This is a genomic window from Neobacillus sp. FSL H8-0543 (assembly GCF_038592905.1).
GTDB lineage: Bacteria > Bacillota > Bacilli > Bacillales > Cytobacillaceae > Neobacillus.
Window position 1 is genome coordinate 3,174,231 of the sequence record NZ_CP151943.1, and the last position, 24,171, is coordinate 3,198,401.

28 protein-coding genes, 2 pseudogenes and 1 riboswitch are annotated in these 24,171 nt (G+C 37.5%); of the genes and pseudogenes, 20 read left to right on the forward strand and 10 right to left on the reverse strand.

From position 1 onward, the window contains the following. Nucleotides 1-12 precede the first annotated feature (12 nt). The 6 genes and pseudogenes from NSS81_RS15745 to NSS81_RS15770 form a co-directional block, all read right to left on the reverse strand. A complete protein-coding gene (locus NSS81_RS15745) occupies nucleotides 13-777 on the reverse strand; it encodes an energy-coupling factor transporter transmembrane component T (RefSeq protein ID WP_342429626.1) in 765 nt (254 codons plus the stop codon). Further along, nucleotides 774-2,513 carry an ABC transporter ATP-binding protein gene (locus NSS81_RS15750; protein ID WP_342429627.1) on the reverse strand — a complete coding sequence of 580 codons (1,740 nt, stop codon included), beginning with the start codon at nucleotides 2,511-2,513 and terminating at the stop codon, nucleotides 774-776. Before NSS81_RS15750 ends, NSS81_RS15745 begins: the two co-directional genes overlap by 4 nt. A 14-nt stretch (nucleotides 2,514-2,527) precedes the next feature. Then, nucleotides 2,528-3,133, reverse strand: coding sequence for an ECF transporter S component (locus NSS81_RS15755; RefSeq protein ID WP_342429628.1), 606 nt, complete (start codon nucleotides 3,131-3,133; stop codon nucleotides 2,528-2,530). A gap of 174 nt (nucleotides 3,134-3,307) precedes the next feature. Continuing rightward, nucleotides 3,308-3,410: riboswitch (purine riboswitch) on the reverse strand. Between the two features lie 240 nt (nucleotides 3,411-3,650). Beyond that, the gene (locus NSS81_RS15760) at nucleotides 3,651-4,193 is read right to left on the reverse strand and encodes a chromate transporter (RefSeq protein ID WP_342429629.1); all 543 of its coding nucleotides are present in this window, start codon (nucleotides 4,191-4,193) and stop codon (nucleotides 3,651-3,653) included. 18 nt (nucleotides 4,194-4,211) lie between these two features. Continuing rightward, complete coding sequence (locus tag NSS81_RS15765; RefSeq protein ID WP_342429630.1) at nucleotides 4,212-4,817, reverse strand: chromate transporter; 606 nt, start codon at nucleotides 4,815-4,817, stop codon at nucleotides 4,212-4,214. 292 nt (nucleotides 4,818-5,109) lie between these two features. Continuing rightward, a pseudogene (locus NSS81_RS15770) lies at nucleotides 5,110-6,126 on the reverse strand (S66 peptidase family protein). 97 nt (nucleotides 6,127-6,223) lie between these two features. On the opposite strand from NSS81_RS15770, the gene NSS81_RS15775 reads away from it, so the two are divergent. The 16 genes and pseudogenes from NSS81_RS15775 to NSS81_RS15850 all read left to right on the forward strand — a co-directional run bounded on the left by NSS81_RS15775 (nucleotide 6,224) and on the right by NSS81_RS15850 (nucleotide 17,280). After that, a complete protein-coding gene (locus NSS81_RS15775; RefSeq protein WP_342429631.1) occupies nucleotides 6,224-6,661 on the forward strand; it encodes a VOC family protein in 438 nt (145 codons plus the stop codon). Between the two features lie 125 nt (nucleotides 6,662-6,786). Continuing rightward, nucleotides 6,787-7,650 carry a lysophospholipase gene (locus tag NSS81_RS15780; protein ID WP_342429632.1) on the forward strand — a complete coding sequence of 288 codons (864 nt, stop codon included), beginning with the start codon at nucleotides 6,787-6,789 and terminating at the stop codon, nucleotides 7,648-7,650. Nucleotides 7,651-7,896: 246 nt separating this feature from the next. Next, complete coding sequence (locus NSS81_RS15785) at nucleotides 7,897-8,388, forward strand: hypothetical protein (protein ID WP_342429633.1); 492 nt, start codon at nucleotides 7,897-7,899, stop codon at nucleotides 8,386-8,388. 53 nt (nucleotides 8,389-8,441) lie between these two features. After that, entirely contained in the window at nucleotides 8,442-9,572 is a 1,131-nt protein-coding gene (locus tag NSS81_RS15790; RefSeq protein ID WP_342429634.1) for a serine hydrolase domain-containing protein, read from the forward strand. A 143-nt stretch (nucleotides 9,573-9,715) separates the two neighbouring features. Continuing rightward, nucleotides 9,716-9,967: a protein tyrosine phosphatase gene (locus tag NSS81_RS15795; protein WP_342429635.1), complete on the forward strand. Its 252-nt coding sequence runs from the start codon at nucleotides 9,716-9,718 to the stop codon at nucleotides 9,965-9,967. A 130-nt stretch (nucleotides 9,968-10,097) separates the two neighbouring features. After that, nucleotides 10,098-10,475 (forward strand): hotdog domain-containing protein, encoded by a 378-nt coding sequence (locus NSS81_RS15800; protein ID WP_342429636.1) that lies wholly within the window; start codon nucleotides 10,098-10,100, stop codon nucleotides 10,473-10,475. Between the two features lie 345 nt (nucleotides 10,476-10,820). After that, nucleotides 10,821-11,774 carry an ABC transporter ATP-binding protein gene (locus NSS81_RS15805; RefSeq protein ID WP_342429637.1) on the forward strand — a complete coding sequence of 318 codons (954 nt, stop codon included), beginning with the start codon at nucleotides 10,821-10,823 and terminating at the stop codon, nucleotides 11,772-11,774. After that, on the forward strand, nucleotides 11,758-12,702 hold the full coding sequence (locus NSS81_RS15810) for an ABC transporter permease subunit (RefSeq protein ID WP_342429638.1): 945 nt from the start codon (nucleotides 11,758-11,760) through the stop codon (nucleotides 12,700-12,702). Before NSS81_RS15805 ends, NSS81_RS15810 begins: the two co-directional genes overlap by 17 nt. 75 nt (nucleotides 12,703-12,777) lie before the next feature. Next, a pseudogene (locus tag NSS81_RS15815) lies at nucleotides 12,778-12,960 on the forward strand (glyoxalase superfamily protein); the annotation flags it as partial. 256 nt (nucleotides 12,961-13,216) lie between these two features. Continuing rightward, complete coding sequence (locus tag NSS81_RS15820; RefSeq protein WP_342429639.1) at nucleotides 13,217-13,720, forward strand: GNAT family N-acetyltransferase; 504 nt, start codon at nucleotides 13,217-13,219, stop codon at nucleotides 13,718-13,720. Between the two features lie 195 nt (nucleotides 13,721-13,915). Next, entirely contained in the window at nucleotides 13,916-14,113 is a 198-nt protein-coding gene (locus NSS81_RS15825) for a helix-turn-helix transcriptional regulator (protein WP_342429640.1), read from the forward strand. Beyond that, nucleotides 14,110-14,568 (forward strand): DUF3278 domain-containing protein, encoded by a 459-nt coding sequence (locus NSS81_RS15830; protein WP_342429641.1) that lies wholly within the window; start codon nucleotides 14,110-14,112, stop codon nucleotides 14,566-14,568. The genes NSS81_RS15825 and NSS81_RS15830 overlap by 4 nt, the downstream gene beginning before the upstream one ends. 22 nt (nucleotides 14,569-14,590) lie before the next feature. After that, on the forward strand, nucleotides 14,591-14,950 hold the full coding sequence (locus NSS81_RS15835) for an alpha/beta hydrolase-fold protein (protein WP_342434044.1): 360 nt from the start codon (nucleotides 14,591-14,593) through the stop codon (nucleotides 14,948-14,950). Nucleotides 14,951-14,988: 38 nt separating this feature from the next. After that, a complete protein-coding gene (locus NSS81_RS15840) occupies nucleotides 14,989-15,858 on the forward strand; it encodes an NAD-dependent epimerase/dehydratase family protein (RefSeq protein WP_342429642.1) in 870 nt (289 codons plus the stop codon). A 98-nt stretch (nucleotides 15,859-15,956) separates the two neighbouring features. Continuing rightward, the gene (locus NSS81_RS15845) at nucleotides 15,957-16,073 is read left to right on the forward strand and encodes a serpin family protein (protein WP_342429643.1); all 117 of its coding nucleotides are present in this window, start codon (nucleotides 15,957-15,959) and stop codon (nucleotides 16,071-16,073) included. 10 nt (nucleotides 16,074-16,083) lie between these two features. Continuing rightward, complete coding sequence (locus tag NSS81_RS15850) at nucleotides 16,084-17,280, forward strand: DUF4085 family protein (protein WP_342429644.1); 1,197 nt, start codon at nucleotides 16,084-16,086, stop codon at nucleotides 17,278-17,280. Nucleotides 17,281-17,438: 158 nt separating this feature from the next. Here the strand turns inward: NSS81_RS15850 and NSS81_RS15855 are convergent, their stop codons facing one another. Beyond that, nucleotides 17,439-17,987: a GNAT family protein gene (locus tag NSS81_RS15855; protein ID WP_342429645.1), complete on the reverse strand. Its 549-nt coding sequence runs from the start codon at nucleotides 17,985-17,987 to the stop codon at nucleotides 17,439-17,441. A gap of 325 nt (nucleotides 17,988-18,312) precedes the next feature. Here NSS81_RS15855 and NSS81_RS15860 point away from each other — a divergent pair, with 325 nt between their 5' ends. Together NSS81_RS15860 and NSS81_RS15865 are read left to right on the forward strand one after the other, a co-directional pair. Next, entirely contained in the window at nucleotides 18,313-19,101 is a 789-nt protein-coding gene (locus NSS81_RS15860; protein ID WP_342429646.1) for a DUF4240 domain-containing protein, read from the forward strand. Between the two features lie 129 nt (nucleotides 19,102-19,230). Further along, nucleotides 19,231-20,106: an ADP-ribosylglycohydrolase family protein gene (locus NSS81_RS15865; protein WP_342429647.1), complete on the forward strand. Its 876-nt coding sequence runs from the start codon at nucleotides 19,231-19,233 to the stop codon at nucleotides 20,104-20,106. A gap of 72 nt (nucleotides 20,107-20,178) precedes the next feature. On the opposite strand, the gene NSS81_RS15870 is transcribed toward NSS81_RS15865, so the two are convergent. After that, the gene (locus tag NSS81_RS15870) at nucleotides 20,179-21,171 is read right to left on the reverse strand and encodes an LLM class flavin-dependent oxidoreductase (protein WP_342429648.1); all 993 of its coding nucleotides are present in this window, start codon (nucleotides 21,169-21,171) and stop codon (nucleotides 20,179-20,181) included. A 196-nt stretch (nucleotides 21,172-21,367) separates the two neighbouring features. On the opposite strand from NSS81_RS15870, the gene NSS81_RS15875 reads away from it, so the two are divergent. Next, complete coding sequence (locus NSS81_RS15875; protein ID WP_342429649.1) at nucleotides 21,368-21,949, forward strand: DUF4256 domain-containing protein; 582 nt, start codon at nucleotides 21,368-21,370, stop codon at nucleotides 21,947-21,949. Nucleotides 21,950-22,062: 113 nt separating this feature from the next. Here the strand turns inward: NSS81_RS15875 and NSS81_RS15880 are convergent, their stop codons facing one another. Then, nucleotides 22,063-22,653: a guanylate kinase gene (locus tag NSS81_RS15880; protein WP_342429650.1), complete on the reverse strand. Its 591-nt coding sequence runs from the start codon at nucleotides 22,651-22,653 to the stop codon at nucleotides 22,063-22,065. Between the two features lie 293 nt (nucleotides 22,654-22,946). Here NSS81_RS15880 and NSS81_RS15885 point away from each other — a divergent pair, with 293 nt between their 5' ends. Then, on the forward strand, nucleotides 22,947-23,810 hold the full coding sequence (locus NSS81_RS15885) for a nitroreductase family protein (RefSeq protein ID WP_342429651.1): 864 nt from the start codon (nucleotides 22,947-22,949) through the stop codon (nucleotides 23,808-23,810). A 58-nt stretch (nucleotides 23,811-23,868) separates the two neighbouring features. On the opposite strand, the gene NSS81_RS15890 is transcribed toward NSS81_RS15885, so the two are convergent. Next, a complete protein-coding gene (locus NSS81_RS15890; RefSeq protein ID WP_342429652.1) occupies nucleotides 23,869-24,051 on the reverse strand; it encodes a hypothetical protein in 183 nt (60 codons plus the stop codon). Nucleotides 24,052-24,171 lie beyond the last annotated feature (120 nt).

Below are 24,171 nucleotides of genomic sequence, written 5' to 3' on the forward strand. Positions count from 1 at the left end.
AACTTCCTTTATTTAAATGAATTTAGTTGTGATTAAAATAATGGTCACAGAAAGGTTTGCGATCATGAAAATAATGCTGTTTTTCGTAATCTTAATTTGTCGTGAATATGTCCTCTCCCGAAAAGCACCGTAACCGCGGGCTTCCATTGTGATCGCTGTTACGTGAACTCGGCGGAGGGCTCCCATTAATAGCGGCATCGCAAAGCGTTTGAAATTATCCAATTTATGCTTTAATCCCTTTTGTTTTCCTGCCCCGCGAATAATTTGTGCGGATTCAATGATTTTTGCTTCACTTTCCAACGTTGGTATAAAGCGAAGCGCGATAAACAAGGAATAAGCAATTCGATAAGGGATTTTTAAATGCTGTGTTAAAGACAGTACCAAATCACGAGGATCGGTCGTTACCACAAATACAAGTGATGTCAAAAAGACGGTAATCATTCGAAAGGTGACGGCGGTCGCAAAGTCCACCGCCTCCTGATAAATTTCAATTGAGCCAATTGAAAATAGCACCTTACTGCCAGGTAAAAATAATAACTGTAAGATGAAGAACCCTAAACTGAATACCGCTAGCAACCATATCCCTTTGATAATAAATTTAAAGCTTAATCGAGCAAGTAAATTGGCGACTAGAAAAACGGATGAAAATAGAATAAGGTGCGGGAGGGTAGTGCTATAAATGAATGCCAATACTGAAACACAGAGCATCCACAGAATTTTATTTAGTGGGTCTACTTTGTGAAGAAAGGAGTTTCCCGGCTGATATTGAAAGCTCATATGGCTTGTTCACCTACAAATCTCATCTCATTTTTAAATTGTTCAATCGTAATAATGCCTTGTTCAAGATGGTTTTTAGTTAATTTTTTCGCTAAGGTTGAAACGGGTGGTTCAAGTAAGGATGCCTTCCGTAATAGCTCATCCTGGAGGAAAAGGTCACGGACGCTCCCATCATAGACCAACTCACTTGAATGCATAACTATCGCCTTTGTTGCCCATTTACAGACAAGGCGGATATCATGGGTAATCATGATAACGGTCTTACCCTGCTGATTCAGTTTGTGGCACAACTCTAATAATTTGGTGGCACTAGCATAATCCTGCCCGGTTGTCGGTTCATCTAATATGACAATGTCTTGTCCAAGAATGAGCGAAGAGACCACACTTAAGCGACGTTTTTCTCCCCCACTTAGCATAAAGGGATTTTTTTCCTTGGAATCTACTAGATTAATAAGTTCTAAAGCACTTAGTCCTTTTTTTACAATCTCATCAGGCAATTTTTCATCCTTTTTCATTCCATTTCGAACCCGCAGACTATAAATCGTTTCGTCAAATACATTGTCTGTTACAAATTGATGTTCCGGGTTTTGAAAAACGAACCCGATTTGTTCGGACATTTCCAAAAGTGACTTCTTTGAAATATCCTGTCCGTTTACAAATACTTTCTTTTTCTTAGGCGGAAGGATCCCCATTAAATGTTTGATTAAGGTTGTTTTTCCAGAACCATTGGTTCCCAAGATGGCAACAAAATCGCCTTTTTTGATGGAAAAACTAACATTATTAAGCGCCTTTGTACCGTTTTTGTAGGTATAATCTAAATTTCGAACAGCGATGACTTCTTCACGGCTGGCTTCTTCTTGTATCACTGCTGTTTGTGAAGGCGTTGATTGCCAGAAACCCTTCATTTGGTTATAGGCAGAATGGATGGATATCGGGAATTCTTTAAAGTTAAAGCCATCCTCAGCTAATGAATAGGCTAATTCTGATACTTCAGGGATCCATAATCCTAAATCCATGAGTTTCTTTCCATCCTTTTGCAGGACTTCAAGTGGGGGAGCATCAGCAATGATTTGTCCTTGATCCATGACAACAAGTCTGTCAACAAGATGGATCAGGTCATCGATTTTACTTTCCACGACCACAATGGTATGCTGCTTTTCCTTGTGGATTTTCTCTAAAAGGTCAAAAATTTCTTTTGTCGCTTGTGGATCAAGGTTTGCCGTTGCATTATCAAATACTAAAATTTTCGGCTGCATCGATAGAATTGCCGCAACACCAACCTTTTGTTTTTGACCGCCAGAAAGCTCAAATACTTTGCGATGTTCAAAGCCAGAAAGACTCACTTCGTTAAGTGAGTCCTTTACACGTTTTTTCACTTCAAAAGGATCGACCATTAGATTTTCTGGGGCAAACGCTACTTCATCTTCTACATAAATATTGCATAGCTGTGCCTCGGGATCTTGGAAAACCATTCCGATACTACTTGCCATATCTTTTAGCTCTAATTCATAGACGTCTTTTCCATCTACAATGACTTCTCCCGCTAATTGGCCGCCAAGGACATTCGGAATAATCCCGTTAAATGTTTGGCATAACGTTGTTTTACCAGCTCCACTTGGTCCTACAAGAAGGACAAACTCACCTGGTTTGACATGGAAGGACACGTCGTTGAGAACGGGACTTTCTTGGTTTTCATATGCATATGTTAAATTTTTAAGTTCAATGGCATAGGTCATTTAGGAACATCTCCTCAGGCAGATTTTTTCGTAGAAATGTTAAACCCATTTAAGATGCCCGTCTTCGATAAGGTATCTCCTAAAATCTTACTAATCCACCCTGAAAGAATGACTCCGCTTAGACAGCGAACAAGGAAAGCGGTAATCATAACCATAACTCCCCAGTTGATATAGCCAAACCAGAATCCGGCGATGACAAACCAAATCGGCATTGAAGTAAAACCAGCAATGGATAAAGTAATAAAGTCATAGCGACGATATTTGAAAAAGGCAAAGGCAACTTCGATTCCGACTCCATATGAAGAGGCGGCAACCATGGAAATTAAACCATTTGGATTTCCGGCAAGAATTTGGACAACCCCACTAATAAGGCAAGTGACTAGAGCTGCACCAGGTTTTCTTATTATGTACATAGCCAATACACCATGAATTGTAAATAAGCCGATAATAACCGATGTTAAAATAGGTCCGCCCATCGCGGTTAAAACTTGATTTAATAATGCTACATAAGTCATAGCAATTCCATGAACGATAGCGAGAATGGCCATTAATACTATATCAAGTGTGCTAAGCCCTTTCTTCTGCTTCTTACCTTTATAAACTGCTGCTGTTGCTTCCATTTTTCTTTTCCCCCTTGTTTTTTCTGCATACTCTCTCTGGTTGTTCCAAATAAAAAAGGTCTAGAAAAGTAGCATTTCTCTACCTTCCAGACCTATAAAGTCAAAGTTATTTTAATATTTCTCACGTTAGATCACGAAAGAGAATATCAAATTTTAGCTACGGCCAAAAATGCCGAAACCATTACTTTAACTCATAGTCTAGTTCTTAATGGGAACTTAGGTAGAGACGCTCAGACCATATTACCGAGCTTATATGAGTACGTATTTAATTATTACTATCACAATATAACAAACTATAATTCTGTTTACAACAAAAAAGTGAACGTTTTTTAAAAAAAGTAAAAAATTGTTCGTGTTTTGCGTTGGTTAAATGCAAAATCATTATTGAAATCAGGGTTAAGTTACCTTTTTTGGAGATTGAAGAGTTTCTTTTCAATGCAAGAAGCTGGGGCGGGGGGACCTATAGGAATGAGGGGATAGTCGGTTACTTACTAATTACAAAACTACTCATAGTAGTTTAAGAATATAGGGCGATACCGACTAACCCTGAAAGTAAAATAATATAAACGGGGTTCCAGCGGAGTTTTAATAAGGCAAATAAGGATAATCCAAAGATAATCAAAGTGCTTATAGAACGAAAGGAAATCGCCAGTGTAATCAGGTTATTGGAAAGGGCAAAGCTTATTGCTGCAAAGATAATTAAACTTGTGACAATGGGCTTTAATCCATAAAACATAGATTCAACAACTGGATTATGATGTAACTTAATAAAAAAAGTAGCGACCGTAATAACCAAAATAATCGAGGGAAGCAGCATCGCGAGGGCAGAAACGATGGCTCCGTTAAGCCCGGCTGCGGAATAGCCAACTAGAATCGCACTATTGGCTGCGATGGGACCTGGAGACATTCCGGCAATAGCAATCATATTTGTTAAGCTTTCCGCAGACATCCATCCGTATTCTGTAGCTGCTGATTCAATAAAAGGCATCATCGCATATCCCCCGCCAAAGGAGACAAAGCCCATTAAAAAAAACGTTTGAAATAATTCCCATAATACCATTCTTATCTCTCCTTGTTCTTAGATGCCAGCGCCCATATAATAATCGGGATTGTTTGTCGGATCTTCTTCCTCTTTTTGTTTTAAATCGACGGTATAGCCGATTTTTCTTTTAATATGGACAATTATGATACCTATTAGAGCTCCAATCAGAATGGCAACTGCAGGATGGATGAAAAATAATGAAGGAACCCCCAGGAGCACAATGAAGAATGTGGTTTTATCGACAATGGCTGTTTTGCCGATTTTGATTGCAGCATAAACAATGATGGCGACAATGGTCACTCTTATCGAGATAAAGGCTGCTTCTAACTTTGGATTATCTTGGATATGGAAATAGGATATCCCTAACAGTAAAACAATGATAAAAGTTGGCAACGAAACACCAATCATCGCTGCGAGTGCCCCTTTTTTTCCACCAATTCTGTGACCAATGAATGTTGCTGCGTTAACAGCAACTGCTCCTGGGATGGTTTGAGATAAGGCAATGATTTCCGTAATATCGGTGCTTGTTAACCATTTCCTCCTTTCGACGATCTCCTTTACGATTAAAGGGATCATTGCATAGCCCCCGCCAAACGTCACCGGACTAATCTTAAAAAAGGTCCAAAAAATTTGAAACAACATTCTCCACTTCACCTTCATTTTTATCCTTCTTTCTCTCTATCTATCTATGTAATGAAAACGGACATTTTAGTAAAAATCATCTACTAAACACTCTATATAATACGTTACCAAAAGAAGGTAGATGGGTAAATAGCAAGAAATGTAAGTTATAGGTCTTTTCGCAGTACCTTTTTGGTGCCTGTCACCGCTCGTGGACAGTGTCCACCTGAGGCGGACATTTTCTAAATAAAAATGCAAAAGGACCTCACTGGGGGTCCTTTTGCTGTTTTAATGCTCATCAATAACTAGTAAATCAAGGGTGAAAATAGTGCCTAACAGATCCTTTTCCATCTTCGATTTCTACCTCTACGTAAGCACCATTGATAAAGGTAATTTGGGGTGGAATATGGCCGCAGTCTATGTCATAGATAATGGGAATTTCGAGTTATTCAGCAAGATCTTGATAAACATCCTCTACTGTATAGTTCTCTACAGGCATGTTGGCGGGACTTCGACCAAACATCAGGCCGGAGCAATGGTCGAACCAGCCGGCTAACTTCATCTGTACTAGTGTTCTTCGCAAGTCAGTCGTAGTCATATCACAGTTTTCAAAATACCAAATGAGTGGCTCTCCCTGGAGATGTTGTTTTCTAAAGTTTTGCACATCACCATAGGGTGTACCAATCAGATGTCTAATGATATCGATACAGCCGCCAAGTACGCGACCATTTAATTTCTCTCTCCGGTTTGAAATAGTTTTCCAAGAGGTTGGTTCGGTTAAATGAAAAACACAGGAAGTTGGATTATCGTGCTGCCATTCCTTTTGAAATTTTTCTGATGAATGCTGAAGGACAGATTCTCCCTTTTTCGTCGCTAAAACGGACTGCCACATGGCTGTTGTAGCATCCGAGAATTCTCCCCTTAAATCGATAAGATTGGTTCCATGGGCTGTGGCTATACCGGTCTTTAAGGTAATGGCCAGCAATAACATGCTCGTATCTGAGTAGCCTAACACCCACTTGTTTTTAATATTTTCATAGTCAATATGTTCAAGAATCTCAAATAATAGCTCGCCGCCCCATGGTGGAATAATAATATCAATTTCATTGTTCGCCATCATCGCATTGAACTCGGCGGCACGTTTCACTGCTGGTGCTGATTTTGCTTTGCTTTGAGTCCAAACAGTCTCACCGCAGCTAGTCTGGTACCCTTCCTTCTCCAACCTACTACAAGCAAGTGTAACTAGTTTATGCAAGCCTGTCGGAACACCGGATGATGGTGCAGTTACTCCAATAGTTGCTCCCATTTTTAAATGAGGATAAATAATCATTGCAATCCCCCTAATAGCTTTTACATGATTTTATCAAAAGGATTAAAGTTAAACCATATGTTAAACTAAACTCATTGATTAATTTAGGAGAGATAAGATGGAAAAAAAGTTAGATCATATTGGTATTGCTGTCCGCAATATTGAAAATAGCATTAATTTTTATGTGAATGTATTATCGGGAATCCTAATCGACCAGTACATAAGTGAGGCAATCGGCGTTGAAAGTGAAGTTGCGATACTGGAAGTTAATGGGGATCGGATTGAATTGTTGGCTCCAACTAACAATACCACCTCTCCAATTGCCCGTTTTATCAAACAAAAGGGGAAAGGCGTTCACCATATTGCATACCGGGTAGAAGATTTGGATCGGGCTTTAGTGGAACTTGAGCATCAAGGGATCCGAACGTTAGAAGGGACACTGCGAACGAATAAACACGGAAGACGGTTAATTTATCTGAATCCAGCGGATACAGAAGGCACAATCATTGAGTATTGTGATTACCCAACAAGTGTTCATTGTGTAAAGTTAGATTGATTACCCATGAAAAAAGAATTCTTTTGCTATATAATGAACTCAAACTGCATAGATTACTAAGATGGATAAGTTATTTAGACAATATATAAGATTAAATTTCATTTGCAACAGGAGGATTACGTAGAATGTCATCACAAGGGACGTTTAATGGTGTCGGTGGAGCAGAACTTTTTTTTAGAGTGCTCGAACCATTAACAGCTCCAAAAGCAGCTATTATTTTAATACACGGACATGGCGACCATAGTGGCGGGCTTCAGAATATAAGCGAAAGCTTGGTCAAAAATAAATATATCGTTTATGCCTTTGATTTACGCGGGCATGGACAAAGCTCGGGAAAAAGGGGATTTATTCGGAGCTGGGATGAATTTAGAGGAGATTTGCATGAGTTTCGCAAGCTCGTTGCGCTAGATCAACCAGAGCTTCCTTTGTATATTATAGGTCATAGTTTAGGTGGCTTGATTACCCTCGATTACTCACTTGATTACAGTGAGGGGATCGATGGAATTGTTGCGATATCGCCTGGCATCTCATATGAAGTAACACGGTTGGAAAAATTAGGGATTTCCTTAATGGGTAGGATTAAACCAGATTATAGTATTAATAAATCGGGAAACCTCCAACTTGTTGCGCGGGATTCTTCAAAGTTTACTAAATATTATTCTGACGTGTTGCGACATAATACGGTTACACCTGGTTTGGGACGTGGTTTGATTCAAGCAATATCACTTGTTTTAGAGCATCCGCAGTCACTTAAGTTGCCATTATTGCTGCAATACGGACTTGCTGATAAAATTACTCCGCCAACAAAGCTAAGACAATTCTTTAACTTAATTGCCTCAGAGGATAAACAGGCAATTGAGTATGCTTCTGCCAAGCATCGTCCGTTTGATGAAGTGGGCAAGAAAAAATTCTTAGGGGATTTGGTCGGTTGGTTAGACCAACAGGTTGCTGAGAATCAACAGGTACTGTATAAAGTAGGTCGAATATAGAATGAAATAAACCCCAATTTCCGTTGGGAACGGTATTGGGGTTTTTTTATTTATGTATTTTTGCATTTCCTTCAAAGTCTTAACTACCATTGGAAAATAATCCGCATTGCATCTATGTGAAAGTCCGCTTCGATGTCTCTATTTTGTATTACCCTCATTTTTGTAAAATTTACTTTGCTAACATGTCAGATTGTGGAATTAGAGATATAATCAGTATAGATAAGTGAAAAAGGAGAATTCCATCTTATGTTTAGTTTCTTAAAAAGTTCTAAATTAAAAAAAGATGATTTAAAAGGCATTGCAAAATTAATGTATCAGGATGTATCAGAGGACCCCTGGGATCAAGAAAACCTAAATAAAAGAAATTTAGACTTCACTATTGAAAGCATCCGTTATATTGATATGTATACGAAAAGATTAATGAATACGGAGTTTGGTACTGAACTGTTAAATAATCATTTTGATAATTTTGTGACCCGATTAGGTGCGTATATTGGCGAGGTTATCAAAAATAATAGTAAGCAGGACTTTAACTGGTATGAGTCTGATTCTGTATACAATTATTCTCCTAATCTTAAAGGTGTGGATAGAGATACCAAATCACAAAGCGTTCTTTATTCTAAAAACAGGGATATTGTGATATTACCTTTGAATGAGGTATCGCAATTCTTGAAAGGTACTTCCTCATATAGCAATTTTCTTACATATGTTGAAGAAACGATAAAGCAAAATTCTTAAATACTGGTATCACGAAAATTCAAGGTGAAAAGTTTGTAACAAAGGAGACAAGTATGGAACAAACTAAATACAAACTAAACCAAATAACAGATTATATTAACGAGCTTCTGAGTAATAACGAGGGTGTTGGATTAAGCGTTGCTATTGTTAAAGACTCAGACATTATCTATTCTAAAGGTTTTGGGTACTCGCAGATTCAACCGGTAAACCGATCTATTGATGGTGATACTGTGATGAGCATTCAAAGTATTTCTAAGAATTTTATGGCACTCTCTATTATGCAGCTGGTGGAAAAGAACCTGGTTTCATTGGATCATCCTGTTGTTAACTACTTGCCATCCTTCAGAACAAAAAATACAGATGAGAGTGACACCATCACGATACGGCATTTGTTATCCCACACTGCAGGCTTTCCCACAAACTTAGGGATTGCCAATATGATTGCTCCGAATGTGAAAGAAATTTTTTCGGATACACCCACAGAATTCCAAGAAGCATTAGACTATTATAACCTTACTGAAGAAGAGATTAGTAGGATAGAAACGCGAGAAGATATAACGAAGTGGTTTGAAAAAGTAGAGTTGGATTATCCAGTAGGGATGGGATGGAATTATTGCACAGATGCATATGTGATCCTTGCTGATTTGTTTGAAAAAGTGACAGGTTGCGAGTGGGAAACCTATCTTAGAGATGAAATCCTCACCCCCTTGGATATGAATCGAACAACTAGTGATTCACAACTCGTCGAAAAAGATAAGAACTGTGCAAGATATTATTTAGGTAATGATAAGATAGAAACCCCTTTTCCAATTAACCCAATCTCTGCTCCTATTGGTTACTTGTATTCAACCGCAAATGATTTAGGAAAATACATACGATTCCATATGAATAAAAAACCCGAAATTTTACGTTCCAATCTCATTGAAGAAATGCAAAATCCTATTCATCTTGTCAGTGAAGATTGGCAGTTTGAAAGTGATGTCAGAAGCTATGGACTCGCATGGTTTACCGACATCTATAGAGGATATAGAAAAGTTGAACATGGAGGCGGTCAACTAGCTGTTAGATCACTGATATCAATGGTGCCGGAACTAAATTTGGGAGTGGTGATTTTACTAAATTTTGATGGAACGATTCATCATGATATTTGTAAAAAAATCATTGATGTTTTCATAGACTTCTAAAATAGTGTTTGAATACATGGGTGTGTTGAACCCAATAAGTAAAATTTTTAATGGAGTGATGTACTATCAAAGTCCTGTTTATATGTAGCAAAAACAAATGGAGGAGTCCGACAGCGGAAAAGGTATTTCATAACTTTAATGGCTTGGATGTAAGGTCAGCTGGTACAGAAGCTGCTGCAAGGATTAAAGTTTCAAATGGACACATTGGATGGGCAGACGTGATTTTTGTAATGGAGAAAAAACATATAAGACGCTTAAAAGACAGGTTTGGTCCAATGCTAAATAATAAAAGGATTTGGAACTTAGACATCCCTGACGATTATGGTTATATGGACGAAGAATTAATAGAAATTTTGAAAAATAGAGTGTCAGAATATATAAATATTCCAGAGTAGAATACCGTTACTATTGGAAGTAAGGGATTAGATTGGTAATAGTTTTTTAACCAAGTGAGTTGAAAAAGACTTTCTCATTAGGAAACTAAAACGAGGTTTTCTAAATTGATAAATAAAAGGGGGATTAGAATTGTCTTTAAAGGTCGGAGATATAATTACATTTGAAAGAACTTTTACAGTCAGGGATGTTGAATTATTTACTGAGATTTCAGGAGATGAAGGGATTCATCATAGAACCCCGGATGAACAGGGAAGACTTGTGATTCAAGGATTGTTAACGGCAACGCTGCCAACAAAAGTTGGTGGTGATAATAACGTATTGGCACGGAATATGAATTTTGAGTTTCTAAGACCAGTATATACAGGGGATACAATACTTTGTGAAGTAAAAATTGAAAAATACGAAAGGAATGAAAAGAATAAAACAGCTATTATCGCGTCCTTTTTATGTAAAAATCAGAATGAAAAGGAAGTACTAAAAGGAAATTTTTCAGGTGTAATAATATAGCATTTTTATACTAAATAAGTGTTGATCCAAGAAGGATTAACGCTTATTTTATGGATTAATGCTCATTTATTACCTGAAAAGGCAAAAGAACTTTTGGAAGTCACACTATGATTCGATTTAACAAACGTGAAAGTGCTTAAAGTAGGATCATTTCCAGGCCAGTTTGTTATAAAACAGGCCAGTGTTGGTACATGCTTCTGGCCGTAATCAGATATTATACGAACGGAAGGTTTTTAATATATCTTTATAACAAATGTGTAAATTTACAATAACTTTACTTCTTTGTTACTGAAATTGGATTAATATTGAAGTATATGTTTAATAAATTGAAAAGAGGGAGAATGAATGGCAGGGAAAGCACTTGAAATACAATCTTTAACGAAAAAAATTAAGGATAAAGTAATTGTTGACAATGTTAGCCTCTCCATTGAAAAAGGAGAAATCTTTGGACTGCTCGGCCCTAATGGTGCAGGAAAAACGACCATTATCCGTATGATTGTAAGCTTGATAGGTCGTACGCAAGGTAGCGTATTTGTGAATGGTTATAATTTGGATACTCAATTTAAAGAATCAATGAGTGAAATTGGTGCGATTGTTGAGAATCCAGAGTTCTATAAGTACTTGAGCGGTTATAAAAATTTAAAGCACTACGCCAATATGGCAAAACAAAAAATCTCTGAGGAACGAATCCAGGAAGTAATTAGGGTTGCAGATCTTGAAGAAGCGATTCATCAAAAAGTGAAAACCTATTCACTCGGGATGCGGCAAAGGCTTGGCGTTTCGCAAGCGCTGCTGCATAGCCCATCACTTCTGATCCTAGATGAGCCGACAAATGGGCTGGATCCTCAAGGGATAAGAGAATTTAGGGAATACTTGCGTTCAATTACAAAAGAGGGAATTTCTGTCCTCGTATCCTCTCATTTATTGTCTGAAATGCAGCTAATGTGTGATCGGTATGCGATTATTGAAAAGGGGAAGCTTATTCATATTTCTTCGATTAATCTGTTAAACGATCAAAATCAGGAAGTACATACTGTCATGTTTGAGGTAAGCGATTTGGAAATGGCTCTCCAGCTTCTCAGTGAAAACAATCTAGGGGTTGATTTCAAGAAGGTGGACCGGAATCAGTTTTCGGTAATCCTGGATAAGGTATCGATTGCTGCTGCCAATCGGTTATTGGTAAAGAACAATGTCGACGTATTTGCTATTCATACAGTAACAACCACGCTTGAGGACCGGTTCCTGGAATTAACCGGCAAAGGGAGTCAGGAGGTAAAAACGAGTGTTATTGTTAATTAAAAATGAATTAGGGAAGATATTTGGAAAGAAAGCTAGTTGGATTTATATGCTATTCATCGTAATTGCGGTGGCTCTTGGAGGGATTCTTCAGGATCGAATGGGTGAGGAACCTAACAATAATTGGCGCGAGGAAACCCAGGCCACTGTGAACCAACTGCAGCAGGATTTAGAAGCGGCTCCAGAAGAAGAAAAAGAATGGATGGCTGCCGAACTTAATCGGCAGCAGGGCTATCTCGATGAGAATATTAATCCAAATGCAAAGAGTAATTGGCATTTTATGAATATGACTGTGTATGGTGTCACTATGCTGGTCACGCTTTTTGCTGTTATCGTAAGCAGTGCAAGTGTATCCTCGGAATTTTCCGATGGGACGATAAAACAACTACTAATCAGGCCGCATGAGAGATGGGTCATTCTTTTGTCAAAGTATTTATCGGTGATCATCTACTCCTTGATGTTGCTGATTGTCCTCATTCTTGCAGGTTTCCTTACAGGCTTGATTCTTTTCGACAGCGTGGATTTTAACACTAAATTCTTTGAAGCCACACTTGAAGGACAGAAAGTAGCCGAGTTGGGACCACAATTTTTCTTGAAGACCGTGTATTACTTGCCAAGTCTTTTGATTCTCATCACGATTTCCTTTATGTTATCCACTTTGTTTAAGAGTCAGGCTCTGGCAGTGGGAATCGGAATTTTTGTTTTATTTTTATCTTCAACATTGGGTGGGCTCATAGTGTTTCTCGCCGAAAAGTATACATGGGCCAAATTTTTAATTTTCCCTCATATGGATCTTACAGTATATGCACTACAAGACAAAATACTCGGGGATGTAACACTTCCAGTCTCCTTACTAACCTTGGCCGTGTACTATATCATTTTCATTGCCCTAACGTTTACAATTTTCCAAAAACGGGATGTTAGTATTTAGATTGGTGAAACTTAGTACTCTAGCGTGCCGCTGATCTAGGCGGCATGTTTTTATTTTTTTGATAAAAGTGGCTGAATGGGCATAGGAACTACCTATCTATATATAAATTATTTAGGCTTTGAAATGGATTGAGAACATCAGTATTCGGAAAATATGCCTGTATATTATCAAGTTTCTTTAATTGATGCTGTTATACATCTATCCGAACATCATAACGACTCCTCTCCAGGTATTGCAATTCGAATAAAAATAAATGATTTTTTATCACGAAAATAGTTACCAACATATAAAGAATTCGAAGGAGTTACACCTGCTGAAACAGTAATTAAATAAAGGTGATGTCTTAGACTCTTTATTAATTTTGAAGAATTGCACTTAAACTAAAGGGTTTAAGAACCAGCTGCCACTTTTGGTGGCTTTTCTTAGTGTGCTAACTGGCACCCTTTAACTTAATAACAAGTAATAGCTTTATTGTAAAATGAAATATATAGTAATTGCTTAAAGGGGAAAAATAGTGGAAATTAGAATGTTAAATTCATTAGAAGATGCAGAAAAGTATCGTAGCATTAGACTCGAATCTTTAAAAAATATTCCAGAAGCATTCGCTTCCAGTTATGAAGAAGAAAAAGACTTTTCTATTGAAAAATATCATAACGGGTTTCAATCGAACGACTCTTTTACTTACGGAGCTTTTGAGAAAGGTGAACTGGTTGGAATCATTACTTTATATGAAGAAAAGTTATATAAACTAAGACATAGGGCACATATTGGAGCAATGTATGTTTCTGATTCCATAAGAGGTTTAGGAATTGGGAAGGCTTTAATGGAAGAAGCAATAGAGAAAGCAAAAAATATAGAAGGGTTGGAACAGGTATATTTAGCGGTTGTTTCAACAAATGAATCAGCAAAAAAACTTTATTCCTCATTGGGATTTGAATTGTTTGGTACCGAGAAAAAAGGTTTAAGGCTGAAAAATAATATTTATTTTGATGTAGACTTTATGATTATGTATTTGTAAGTGTTATTGCTAACAGGTGAGGGAGTTGAATAACACACTAATAATCCCTAAAAAACATATTCAAAATGCTATCGCGATTCCTCAGTAGAAGGGATTGCGTATTTTTTTGGACATTTAATATTGACCGTTTGATATATTCCATGTAATATATAAATTGCATATGTTAGATATAAATTGCATGCTGTAGGTGAATATATGAAGAATAATGTAAAAATAACTCGAATCAAAACCTCTATAACTCAGGAACAATTAGCCAAAAGAGTAGGAGTAACTAGACAGACAATTGGATTAATTGAGAAAGGAGAATATAATCCTAGTCTTCAACTATGTGTTGCCATTGCTAAAGAACTTAATAAAACTTTAGATGAATTATTTTGGGAGGTCGAGCAATGATGAAATCTTGGATATCATTTTTAATACCAAATGATGAGTATAAGGAAAAAAGAATATTATATTTTTTCTCTGAAGGGGGAATACTCCTTTTCCTTTGCCTAATTGTAGCGGTTTTCTGTAATAAGTATTTTAATATAAGCGAAGGAACACTACTATTGTTTCCGATTGCTATATTCCTCTGTTATATAACCACCAGGTATATAACTTCTGGTATTGAATATACCGATATTGTTACAGATTATGCTTACAAGAAAGAGATAAAGATTATTCTAACAAGGACATCTAGTTTTGTAGTTGGATTTTTACTGTTTTACATATTATTAGTAGGTGTCCCAAGAAACCTAGATGAATGGATAGAAATTATAGGATTATTATTTTTTGTTATCTTACTTTGGTTTTTCTCAAGTTTTATTTCACTAAATAAATCCTATAAGAAAAATAAGGAATTATTATAATAGGAGATTGTGAACAGAACTTATACCGCTCATTGAAAATAAATATCGGACATTGAAAGACCATACGGCAATAGAAGGAATTTCCTTAGGAGGACTAATTTCCGTCTATGCAATGTGTCGTTATCCACATATATTCAAAAACATGGTAGGATTGTCTTCTGCATTTTTCCGTAACCAGGAGGAAATCGAGAAGTTAATACAGGATACTGATATTGGTTTGTCATTGATTGAAAGTATTTATTTAGACTGCGAAACGAGCGAAGCTAAAGACGAAGATATAATAAATAAGGAATTTACCGCTTCAAATAGGACCGTTTATGAAATTCTTAAAAAGAAAATACCTCATGCAAGGTTTGAAATCATTAATTATTTTCCTTTTTAAGGTCCACTAATTAAATAATACTTGAGGAGTGTAGCGTTGTGAAGTCTGCATTAATACTTGGGGGAACTCAATTTGTTGGAAAAAGGCTGGTACAATTATTAATAGATGAAGGGGTCGACGTGACCATTGCAACCAGAGGAAAGACACCCGATTCCTTTGGTGATCGTGTCTCTCGATTGATCATTGACCGTGAAGATTCTTACTCTATCAATCAAGCGTTTATTGATAAGAAGTGGGACATTGTCTATGACCAAACATGCTATTCCTCTCAGGAAGCCCTGGATACATTGAACGCACTGGAGGGGAAAGTCCGGAAATATGTGTTTACTTCAAGTCAGGCTGTGTATGATTTTGGGGTGAATCATAAGGAAGAAGACTTCAATCCATTAGAATATCAACCTATTTTAAAAGGAAGAAGAGATTATAGTGGCTATGTCGGATATCAAGAAGCAAAGCGTGCAGCAGAAGCGATTCTTTTTCAGCATGCAAAAGTTCCTGTAGTTGCCGTTCGTTTCCCAATTATTATCGGGAAAGATGACTATACTAATCGTTTATACTTCCACGTTGAGCATGTAAACGAGGGAAAGGCGATGTTCATCGAAAACCCTGACTATAGGTATAGTTTCATTGATTCAGAGGAAGCAGCGGAGTTTTTACTCAGTATGGGAAAAACGGAATATGAAGGGCCGATTAATCCGGGTTCTGAAGAAGATATAAGTTTAAGGGAACTAGTTACATTTATTGAGGACATTACAGGGAAGAAAGCGAGTTTACAGGTAGATGGTACCCCTTCTCCTTACAACTTGCCAGGATCGTGGTCTGTCAATACTGATCGTGCGGGCTCATTGGGGTACAAGTTTGCAAGATTAAATGAGTTGTTAAAACGACTAATCCTTCACTATTCCTAAAAGTAATTGGGGTTCCTCCCTGGAAATATGACATAGCAAAAAAAAGATCCTAAGGAGGGCTCCAGTTTAGAACAATTTGAAAAAACGCTGATAAAGATATGGATGGACCATTCCATATGGAAGTTAATCGACCATTTTTTATTGTTATTACAGACAATGAATCGGGCATGATATTATTTTTGGGTTCGATTTTCGATCCTCAGGAAGGAAAGTAAAGGTGATATTATGTGGAATATATCGAAAGAAGCGAAGGGGAAATTTATAAAATGTAACCTTCTGCCCATTCATGAATCCGACCAAGACTGGGAAATCGCGCTAAGAGAAGCAAAAGAAGAAGGGGAAGACCTTCATGCGCGTTTAAAAGAAGAGCTTGAAGAAGTAAAAAAGGAATTGTTGCACGTCTTACCAGATTGTTTCATACCGTACGTGGAAAATGGTACTTTAAATCAACCGACATTACCAAATACCGTACGCGAAGATTATTTGCAATGGATTCGAAAAGCAGACAAGGAATTCGAACAATTTTTGGATGCTGCATATGAACATACAAAGCAGGCCGTTACATATTTACCAACTGCGGTTCAAGATGTTTTTGCTGAAAGTTTGCATGATTCAACCATTGAGAGAATTATACGAGAGAAGGAAACACTTCAACTCTACGTCAATACAGAGGGTGGATTTTCATCGAAATCGCTTATTCATTTCACTTTTCAAAATGTCCTAGCTGAAGAAACGGATGAACCAATCCAAGTTGGGCAATGGTTCATTTACAATGAGTTACAGAAAACAGCGGATGGGTTTGCGTTCCGTGTGTTGTTTGAATGTCCAGAGGCTGAGTGGACGATTACGATGAAGAAGCTGGATGCCGAGTATTATTATCATCCGATTGCATATATGATATTGAGAGATGAAGGAAAGATCGAAGAGACCTCACTTTCAGAATACATTGCGCAGTTAAATTTAGATTATCGCTATTGGTTTATTACACCGCATGTGAAGTGTGCCGTTAAAGGATTTTCGGAAACTATCATATTAGAAAACGGAAAGATAGAATTTAGACAAAATGAAATGGTTGTTGAATCAGGGAATGAACGTTTTACGTATAAGTTAGACGAGATTAATCCAATCACGTTCATTTATACGGACGTTTATGAAGATCCATATGCGCGCTTTAGCGAACCCGTACCAACAGAAAAACTCGAAACAGCAGCATTGAGTGATGAGATAGAATTACAAGTACGTGCATGGAATACACTGTATGCTAATCCTGAAGAACTAGCAGACATCATCAATAGTGTATTATGGAAAATGGACATCACAGAAGAAAATGAAATGATGCTAAGTATTTATGCGAGTCATTTTTATAAAAAAGGGATTTTGTCAGAAGCGGTCATCAAAAAGTATCGCATACTAATTGATTAGCAATATGTTTAATGGTTTAGATGAGTTGCCTTCACTTTTCCTAAACTGTTGCTTCTTTTAATTGACGAATTAACGTGAAGCGGATGTAAAAATGATCCTAAGGATAAACCTCTAGGATCATTTTTTGTTTGGCCTGACACCAAACAAACTAACATGTTCTAATTATTGATTTTTTCCCATTCTGATTTAAGTATCCCCATATTAATCCGATCAGAATATACTCCATCCCGATATACCGCTGAGCGAACTCGCCCTTCTACTACAAAACCCGCCTTCTCATAGGCACGGATTGCCCGACCATTATAGCTAATTACATCTAGGCCAACCCTGTTTAGATTCAATTCGTGAAAGGCATAACGGAGGATGAGCTGCAATGCTTCGCTTCCATAGCCCTTATTTTGATTTGGACGATCTCCAATCCCAATTGCCAATAATCCAGACTGATTATTCCATTCGATTGAATGAATAACCACAAAGCCTATTAATGCATCATCCTCAATGGTTCGCAACCGAAAGTATTTCGAACCTGAACTGCGCTTACTTTCTTCTTCAAGTTGTTCAATTGAACGAGGATAAGCAATGTCAGTATCGAGATTTCTTAAGTAATCCGCATCCTCTTCCCAATTTGCCATTACCTCTAGATCCTCGTTTCTAGGCGCAGTTAGTTTTACTAGTTTTCCTGTAAAAAGATTTATAGTTTTAGTCATATTTTTCTCCCCTTATTTTAATTGCCCAACTACTAGGATGCCTTGAAACAGTAAGTTACGCAATAATCTATCCCCTTTAGTCTTATAATCTCATTTTACTTTCTCAGGATGAACACAGCCACCATTTTTTACAATATCCTCCAAGAATTTGACTCTCGTGATCTCAAGTAAGTGATATAATTTGGTTATTAATCTAGTTATAGTAGAGGACAGACGGATGTTAAATATTAGGAACATCATTTTCAGCCTATTTTTTATATAAAAAAGTAGAGTAAGGAATTTAAACGAACGAGGTATCTATTCCACTATTTAGGAGTGCTAATTCATGGAAACGTTACTCAAGTATCAAGGTGATTTATCAAATAAGTTCTGGAAAATTAATGTTACAGGAAACTCATATACTGTTACATATGGAAAAGTCGGTACGGTTGGAGCTGTGAAGACAAAAGCATTTGAATCGGAGGAAATCTGCCAAAAAGAAGCTAATAAACTAATTAAATCCAAGTTAAAAAAGGGATATGTTGTGGCAGATACATCTGAAAATGTAATAAAAGAAAGTATGATGACAGAGGCCCTTTTTTGGGAGTTACTAGAGAAGGCCAAGAAAAAAGGGGAAGATCCTGATGAGCAGCTTGAGTGGTTAATAAGCCATTTGTCTAGAAAGTCGGTCAAGGATATTGTCATGTTTGATTACATTTTCAACCAATATTATTACAAATCGTACACCTCAAATTTATGGGCAGCGGCTTATATTGTCATGGGAGGATGTTCGGATGATTCCTTCGACTATTTTAGGGCTTGGCTACTTTATCTAGGAAAGGAAACTTATGAAACGATTATAAAAGATCCCGAAAAAATTATTCCTCACCTTAAGCATTTAGAGGAAGATGGGGATGTCCCAGAGTTTGAGGACCTGTTGTATGTTGCTAGTATGGCGTTTGAAGAGAAAACTGGATATGATGATCAGCATTACTACAATATATACAAACAACTCTCAGAGGATAAATATGTCCAACCCGAAATGGAATTTGATTGGGACGAGGATGATGAAGATGGGCTAAGTAGTAAATTTCCTCTATTGTGGGAAAGGTTTAGTGAAAATCCTCTAGGATAACTATTGATAATTTATCTATTTTCGGATTGAAAATCATGCATCTTATTTTCATTAAGGTTAGAATTTTCGCTAAAGATAATCTTGGTTCTAAGGATGTCCTAGTTAACAAAAAGACGTGAGGTGTTTTTTATGTTGGATAAAATTAAAGGTGCGTTATTTGGATTTGCGATTGGTGACGCGTTAGGTGGAACAACTGAATTTTTAACTAAAAGAGAAATCAGCGACAGATATGGAGTAGTCAAGAACATCGTTGGTGGTGGTGTCTGGAACCTTGAAAAAGGAGAGACAACAGACGACACAGCGATGACCTTGGCCGTGGGCTGGGGGATTTTAAAGGATCCACAAAACCCTATCTGTCCAATCGGCGATGGATTTTTAAAATGGTATGCTTCGGGACCAAAGGATATTGGAATTATAATCCGAACGGTCTTAAGTCATTACAAGGGAGATTGGTTTGAAGATGCCAAAAAGGCACATTTTGACTATCTAAATGAACTTTCAGCTGGAAACGGTTCGCTCATGCGATGCTTACCCGTTGCACTTGCCTACAATGATTTGGATGAAGTCGAAGCCAATACAAGAAAACAATCAAAAATGACTCACTTTGATTCGCTAGCAGATGAAGCCTGTATAATCTACAACCGAATTGCCTATCAAGTCTTGCATGGAAAAGAACTTAAAAAAGCAATCAAGGATGAAATTCAAGGAACCATTTATGAAACAGCTTTAACTGGTGAAAAACCTACGTGTCTTCCAGATGGATTTGTTGTTAATACCATGAAGTGGGTTTTATACTGGTTGCTAACTAGTGACTCCTACTTGGATGTAGTGATTGGTGCCGCTAATGAGGGGCATGATACGGATACTGTAGCAGCGATTGCTGGAGGATTGGCCGGATTGGCTTGTGGTTTTGACGCGATACCAAGGGAGTATAGTGATCTGTTATTAGTAAAAGATGAATTATTGAGTTTAGCTTTGGAATTAAATAGTCTGAGAAGTAAGTAGAGGGATGATTCGGGGGGGTGGACAGGAAAGTCCTGTCCAACTTAGCCCCGCATTCAACCAGCTATAGGAAAATCAAAACAGTTCCCTCGCCAATAATCGATACACATTCAACCGTTTTTCTTGAGTATGCAGGATGCTGCAAATCATTGCTTCATCAAATCCATAGTGTTCCTGCTCTTCCTGTAACCTTGTGGCGATTTCTTTGACAGGTCCCACCAAATGCAGCTTCCGATTTGCTTTTATCGTCATTCGGTCCATTTCAGTAAGCGGGTAATCTTTGGCTTCTTCAGGAGTCAGCAATTGTCTGATCCGGCCCTTCATCAACCATAAACGTGAAATATCCTGTGGAGCTGCTTCGTACTCTGCTTCTTCTAGGGTCTCAGCTGTCGTCACCAAGTAGGTTACATTAATCTCTGGCTTTTCCATAAAGGCTGTAGGTTGAAAACTCATTTTGTATGCCTCTAATGTTTCTTTAGTCATTTCGCCATTGAAAAACTGGGCAAACGAATATCCCACGCCCATCCGTCCTGCTTGCACGGCACTGTTTCCACTTGAACCTAATAACCAAGCTTCCGGCAAAACAATATGGGAAGGTGTAGCAATATTTTTATTGTATAGGTCTTCCTCGGGTACCTCATCGTTTATCAATTGCAAGGCAGTCCTCAATTTTTCATACATATTATTCACCATCGGTTGGCGCCCTTCAGATAGAGCATAAATGGAAAAGTTATCACCGCCAGGAGCTCGGCCTACACCAAAATCAATCCGCCCAGGGTAGAAGGCGCTGAGTGTTTTAAACACCTCAGCCAGTTTCAGTGGCGAGTAATGCATCATCATCACACCGCCAGTGCCGATTCGAATCTTATTCGTTCTGGCTGCTAGGTGTGCGGTAATTACTTCAGGAGCAGAGCTTGCAAAAGCGTCTGTTCCATGATGCTCTGCCATCCACATCCGATGGTAGCCCAATTGGTCTGCCAAAATAGCTAGTTCTTCTGCATTTTTTAAAGCGATTGCTGCTGTATTTCCTTTTGTAATGGGTGCTTGATCCAGTACACTTAGTCTCATTCCTGTATCGTCCCTTCCATATCCGTCGTAGACAACATGTCTTGTCCTTCATTTTACTAAAAATAGCATGAGTTGCAAAAATTGAATACCTCATATCATTTAAGGTAAACTGAATTCATACATCTTTTTAAACGACTTTTGTAAATTAAATATTTACATATATACTTAAACCATTAACAACAAGGGAGATAATAACATGACAAAGGTTGATAATATCAGCAATAATAAGGAGTTATCACTAGAACAACCTGAAGAATTACTCAGCGTATTAAAGGCCCGCTATGAGAATAACATGCACCGCCATGAAGGTCTTGAATGGGCTAAAGTCCAGGCAAAGCTGGATGCTAATACTGAAAAACTGTGGTCGCTAATTGAAATGGAAAGAACTGGCGGCGAACCGGATGTTGTTGGTTATGATGAAAAGAAGGATGAATACATTTTTTGTGATTGTTCAGCGGAAAGTCCTAAGGGTCGCAGAAGTATTTGTTACGACCATGAAGCACTAGAAGCAAGAAAAAAACATAAACCAGAAAATAGCGCAATCAATATGGCAACGGCTATGGGAATAGAGATGCTAACAGAACAACAATATCGAGAATTGCAAAAACTTGAAAGTTTCGATTTGAAAACGTCGAGTTGGGTGCAAACACCCGAAGATGTTAGAAAACTCGGTGGTGCCCTTTTCTGCGATTGTCGCTACGGGCAAGTATTCGTTTATCACAACGGTGCGGACTCCTATTATGGTGCCAGAGGATTCCGAGGCTCACTAAGGGTCTAAATTTTTTACCAACAGCATAATTTTGAGAAATGATCACCTAGGAAAAGGCTTTAAGGGTGCACATTCTATAAAGACAAAGAAGCACGCTGAATAATCAGCGTGCTTCTTCGTCTTTAATAATCCGTTTCAATAAAGTCTCTTTCTAAAAATGCCTCGATTACTTCGCTAACCTTAAAGGCAATTTGAGGTGAGTCATAATTTTCAAATACATGTTCGCAGTTACTTTTATAGCTCATTATTTCATCGTAATGGGACATATGGCGTTGAATATCTGCGTCATCAACAGCTAGATCCTTTTGTCTTCTAATGACCGTATCGCGATCGGCATGAAGGAAAATCCGCATGACGCGATCTCCGAACATCTCTTTCAACTTTTCGGTACCTTCCGGATTCAATGTCAAATAGACGAGGTTGTGGTTTTTAAATGCCTCCACAATATCTTGTTCACGGATTCCATAATGAGTTCCATCAATTTCAACCGTTTCGATAAATTCTTGTTGTTCTTGTATCTTCTTGAAGGTTTCTACATTAACAAAGTGGTAATCTTCACCATCTTTTTCATAATGTCGGGGAGAACGTGTAGTGTAAGAGAGAACGGTTTCCATGTCAAATGCGGTAGCTACCATTTTTGCTACGGTTTTTCTGCCAGAGCCATCAGGTCCAGTGTAAATAAATATTTTTTCTTTACCTTTGATTTGATACATAGGTGGATCCTCCTTTTATGAAAGTATTACAAAAAATTATGAGGGCTCTTGTTGCAGGGTAAGATGGGTTAATACTAATTATAACATTTTTACTTAGAAAAGCGTGAATCAGGGGGATAAATCGTAAAAAAGAGTAGTTTTGGGGATAGTGTTAACTTATGATCTTTATTAAACTTTGATGAATAAAATGAATTAAGTAGGAAGAAGAGAACTTCTTGCGTTATTATAATGATATTATCTAATCTCCCAAAAAATGCATGTCAGAAATTCAAACATGAGGATGGAGGAATAAAGTGAGTAATAAAAGTTCTATTATTGAAACAATGAGCAAGCGCCAGTCGATAAGGACGTTCAATACTAAAAATATTTCAGAATCTCATTATCAATTAATAAATGAATACATAAATAATCAAAATAGCTTAGCTGGACCTTTTGGGGGTAAAAGTAAAATTGAGTTGGTCCAAGTTATCAACAATGTTACAGATAAAGGGATCAAGTTAGGGACGTATGGATTTATTAAAAATGCCAGAGCATATTTAGTTGGGATTGCTGAAAATAGTAAATACCCGCTACTGGATTTTGGTTACTGCTTTCATACACTTGTCTTATATTTGACTGAGTTAGGATTGGGTACTTGTTGGATGGGAGGGACCTTTAGCCGGAACTCGTTTGAAAAGGAAATTCAGATTGGTGTAGGAGAGTTTATCCCAGGAATTACACCTATCGGCTATCCGAGTCAAAAACAACGGGTGGTAGATAAAGCACTTCGCTACGCTGTAAAAGCAGACAATAAAAAGTCATGGGAAAAGCTGTTTTACGATGAGAGCTTTGAAGTCTCCTTGGCAAAGGAAAATGCAGGTGAATGGGAAATCCCAATTGAAATGGTAAGGATTGGACCTTCAGCATCAAATAAACAACCGTGGAGACTTGTATTATCTGGTGACCGGAGCGTTTGTCATTTTTACATAGAACATACGCCTAATTACAGCAGTAAATTAGGTTATGATATGCAGTTATTGGACATGGGGATTGCTATGTGTCAGTTTGATTTGGCATGTAAGGAATTGAACATGAATGGTCAATGGGTTTCGTATGACCCTAATATCGGTCATACGAATAAACATATTGAATATATCGTGAGTTGGAAAAAAGAATAAAAAAATAACCTAAGTCCATTTGTCTCAGATTAGGTTTGTACTCTTGTATAATTTAAAGTTAATAAACATTTCTTATACCAGACAATCGGATAGTGAAAAAATTTTGATTTTCATCCTTCAAAGAAATTATTTGATCACGCAAATTAAGCTTATGAACACGGCCTTTAAAGGTTTGTAAGGCACCATTTTTAACATAATCAATCGTAATTAATCCGCTATGAGCTAATTTGTTCAAAAACATCGATACCCCTCCTTTCAAGTGTAATGGTTTATACAAGTTAAGTATAAGTTGTAAGTATTAAGACGGAGTGAAGAAGATGTTAAGGAATTATTAAAATGGAAAAGACTTGGTTTAATGAGT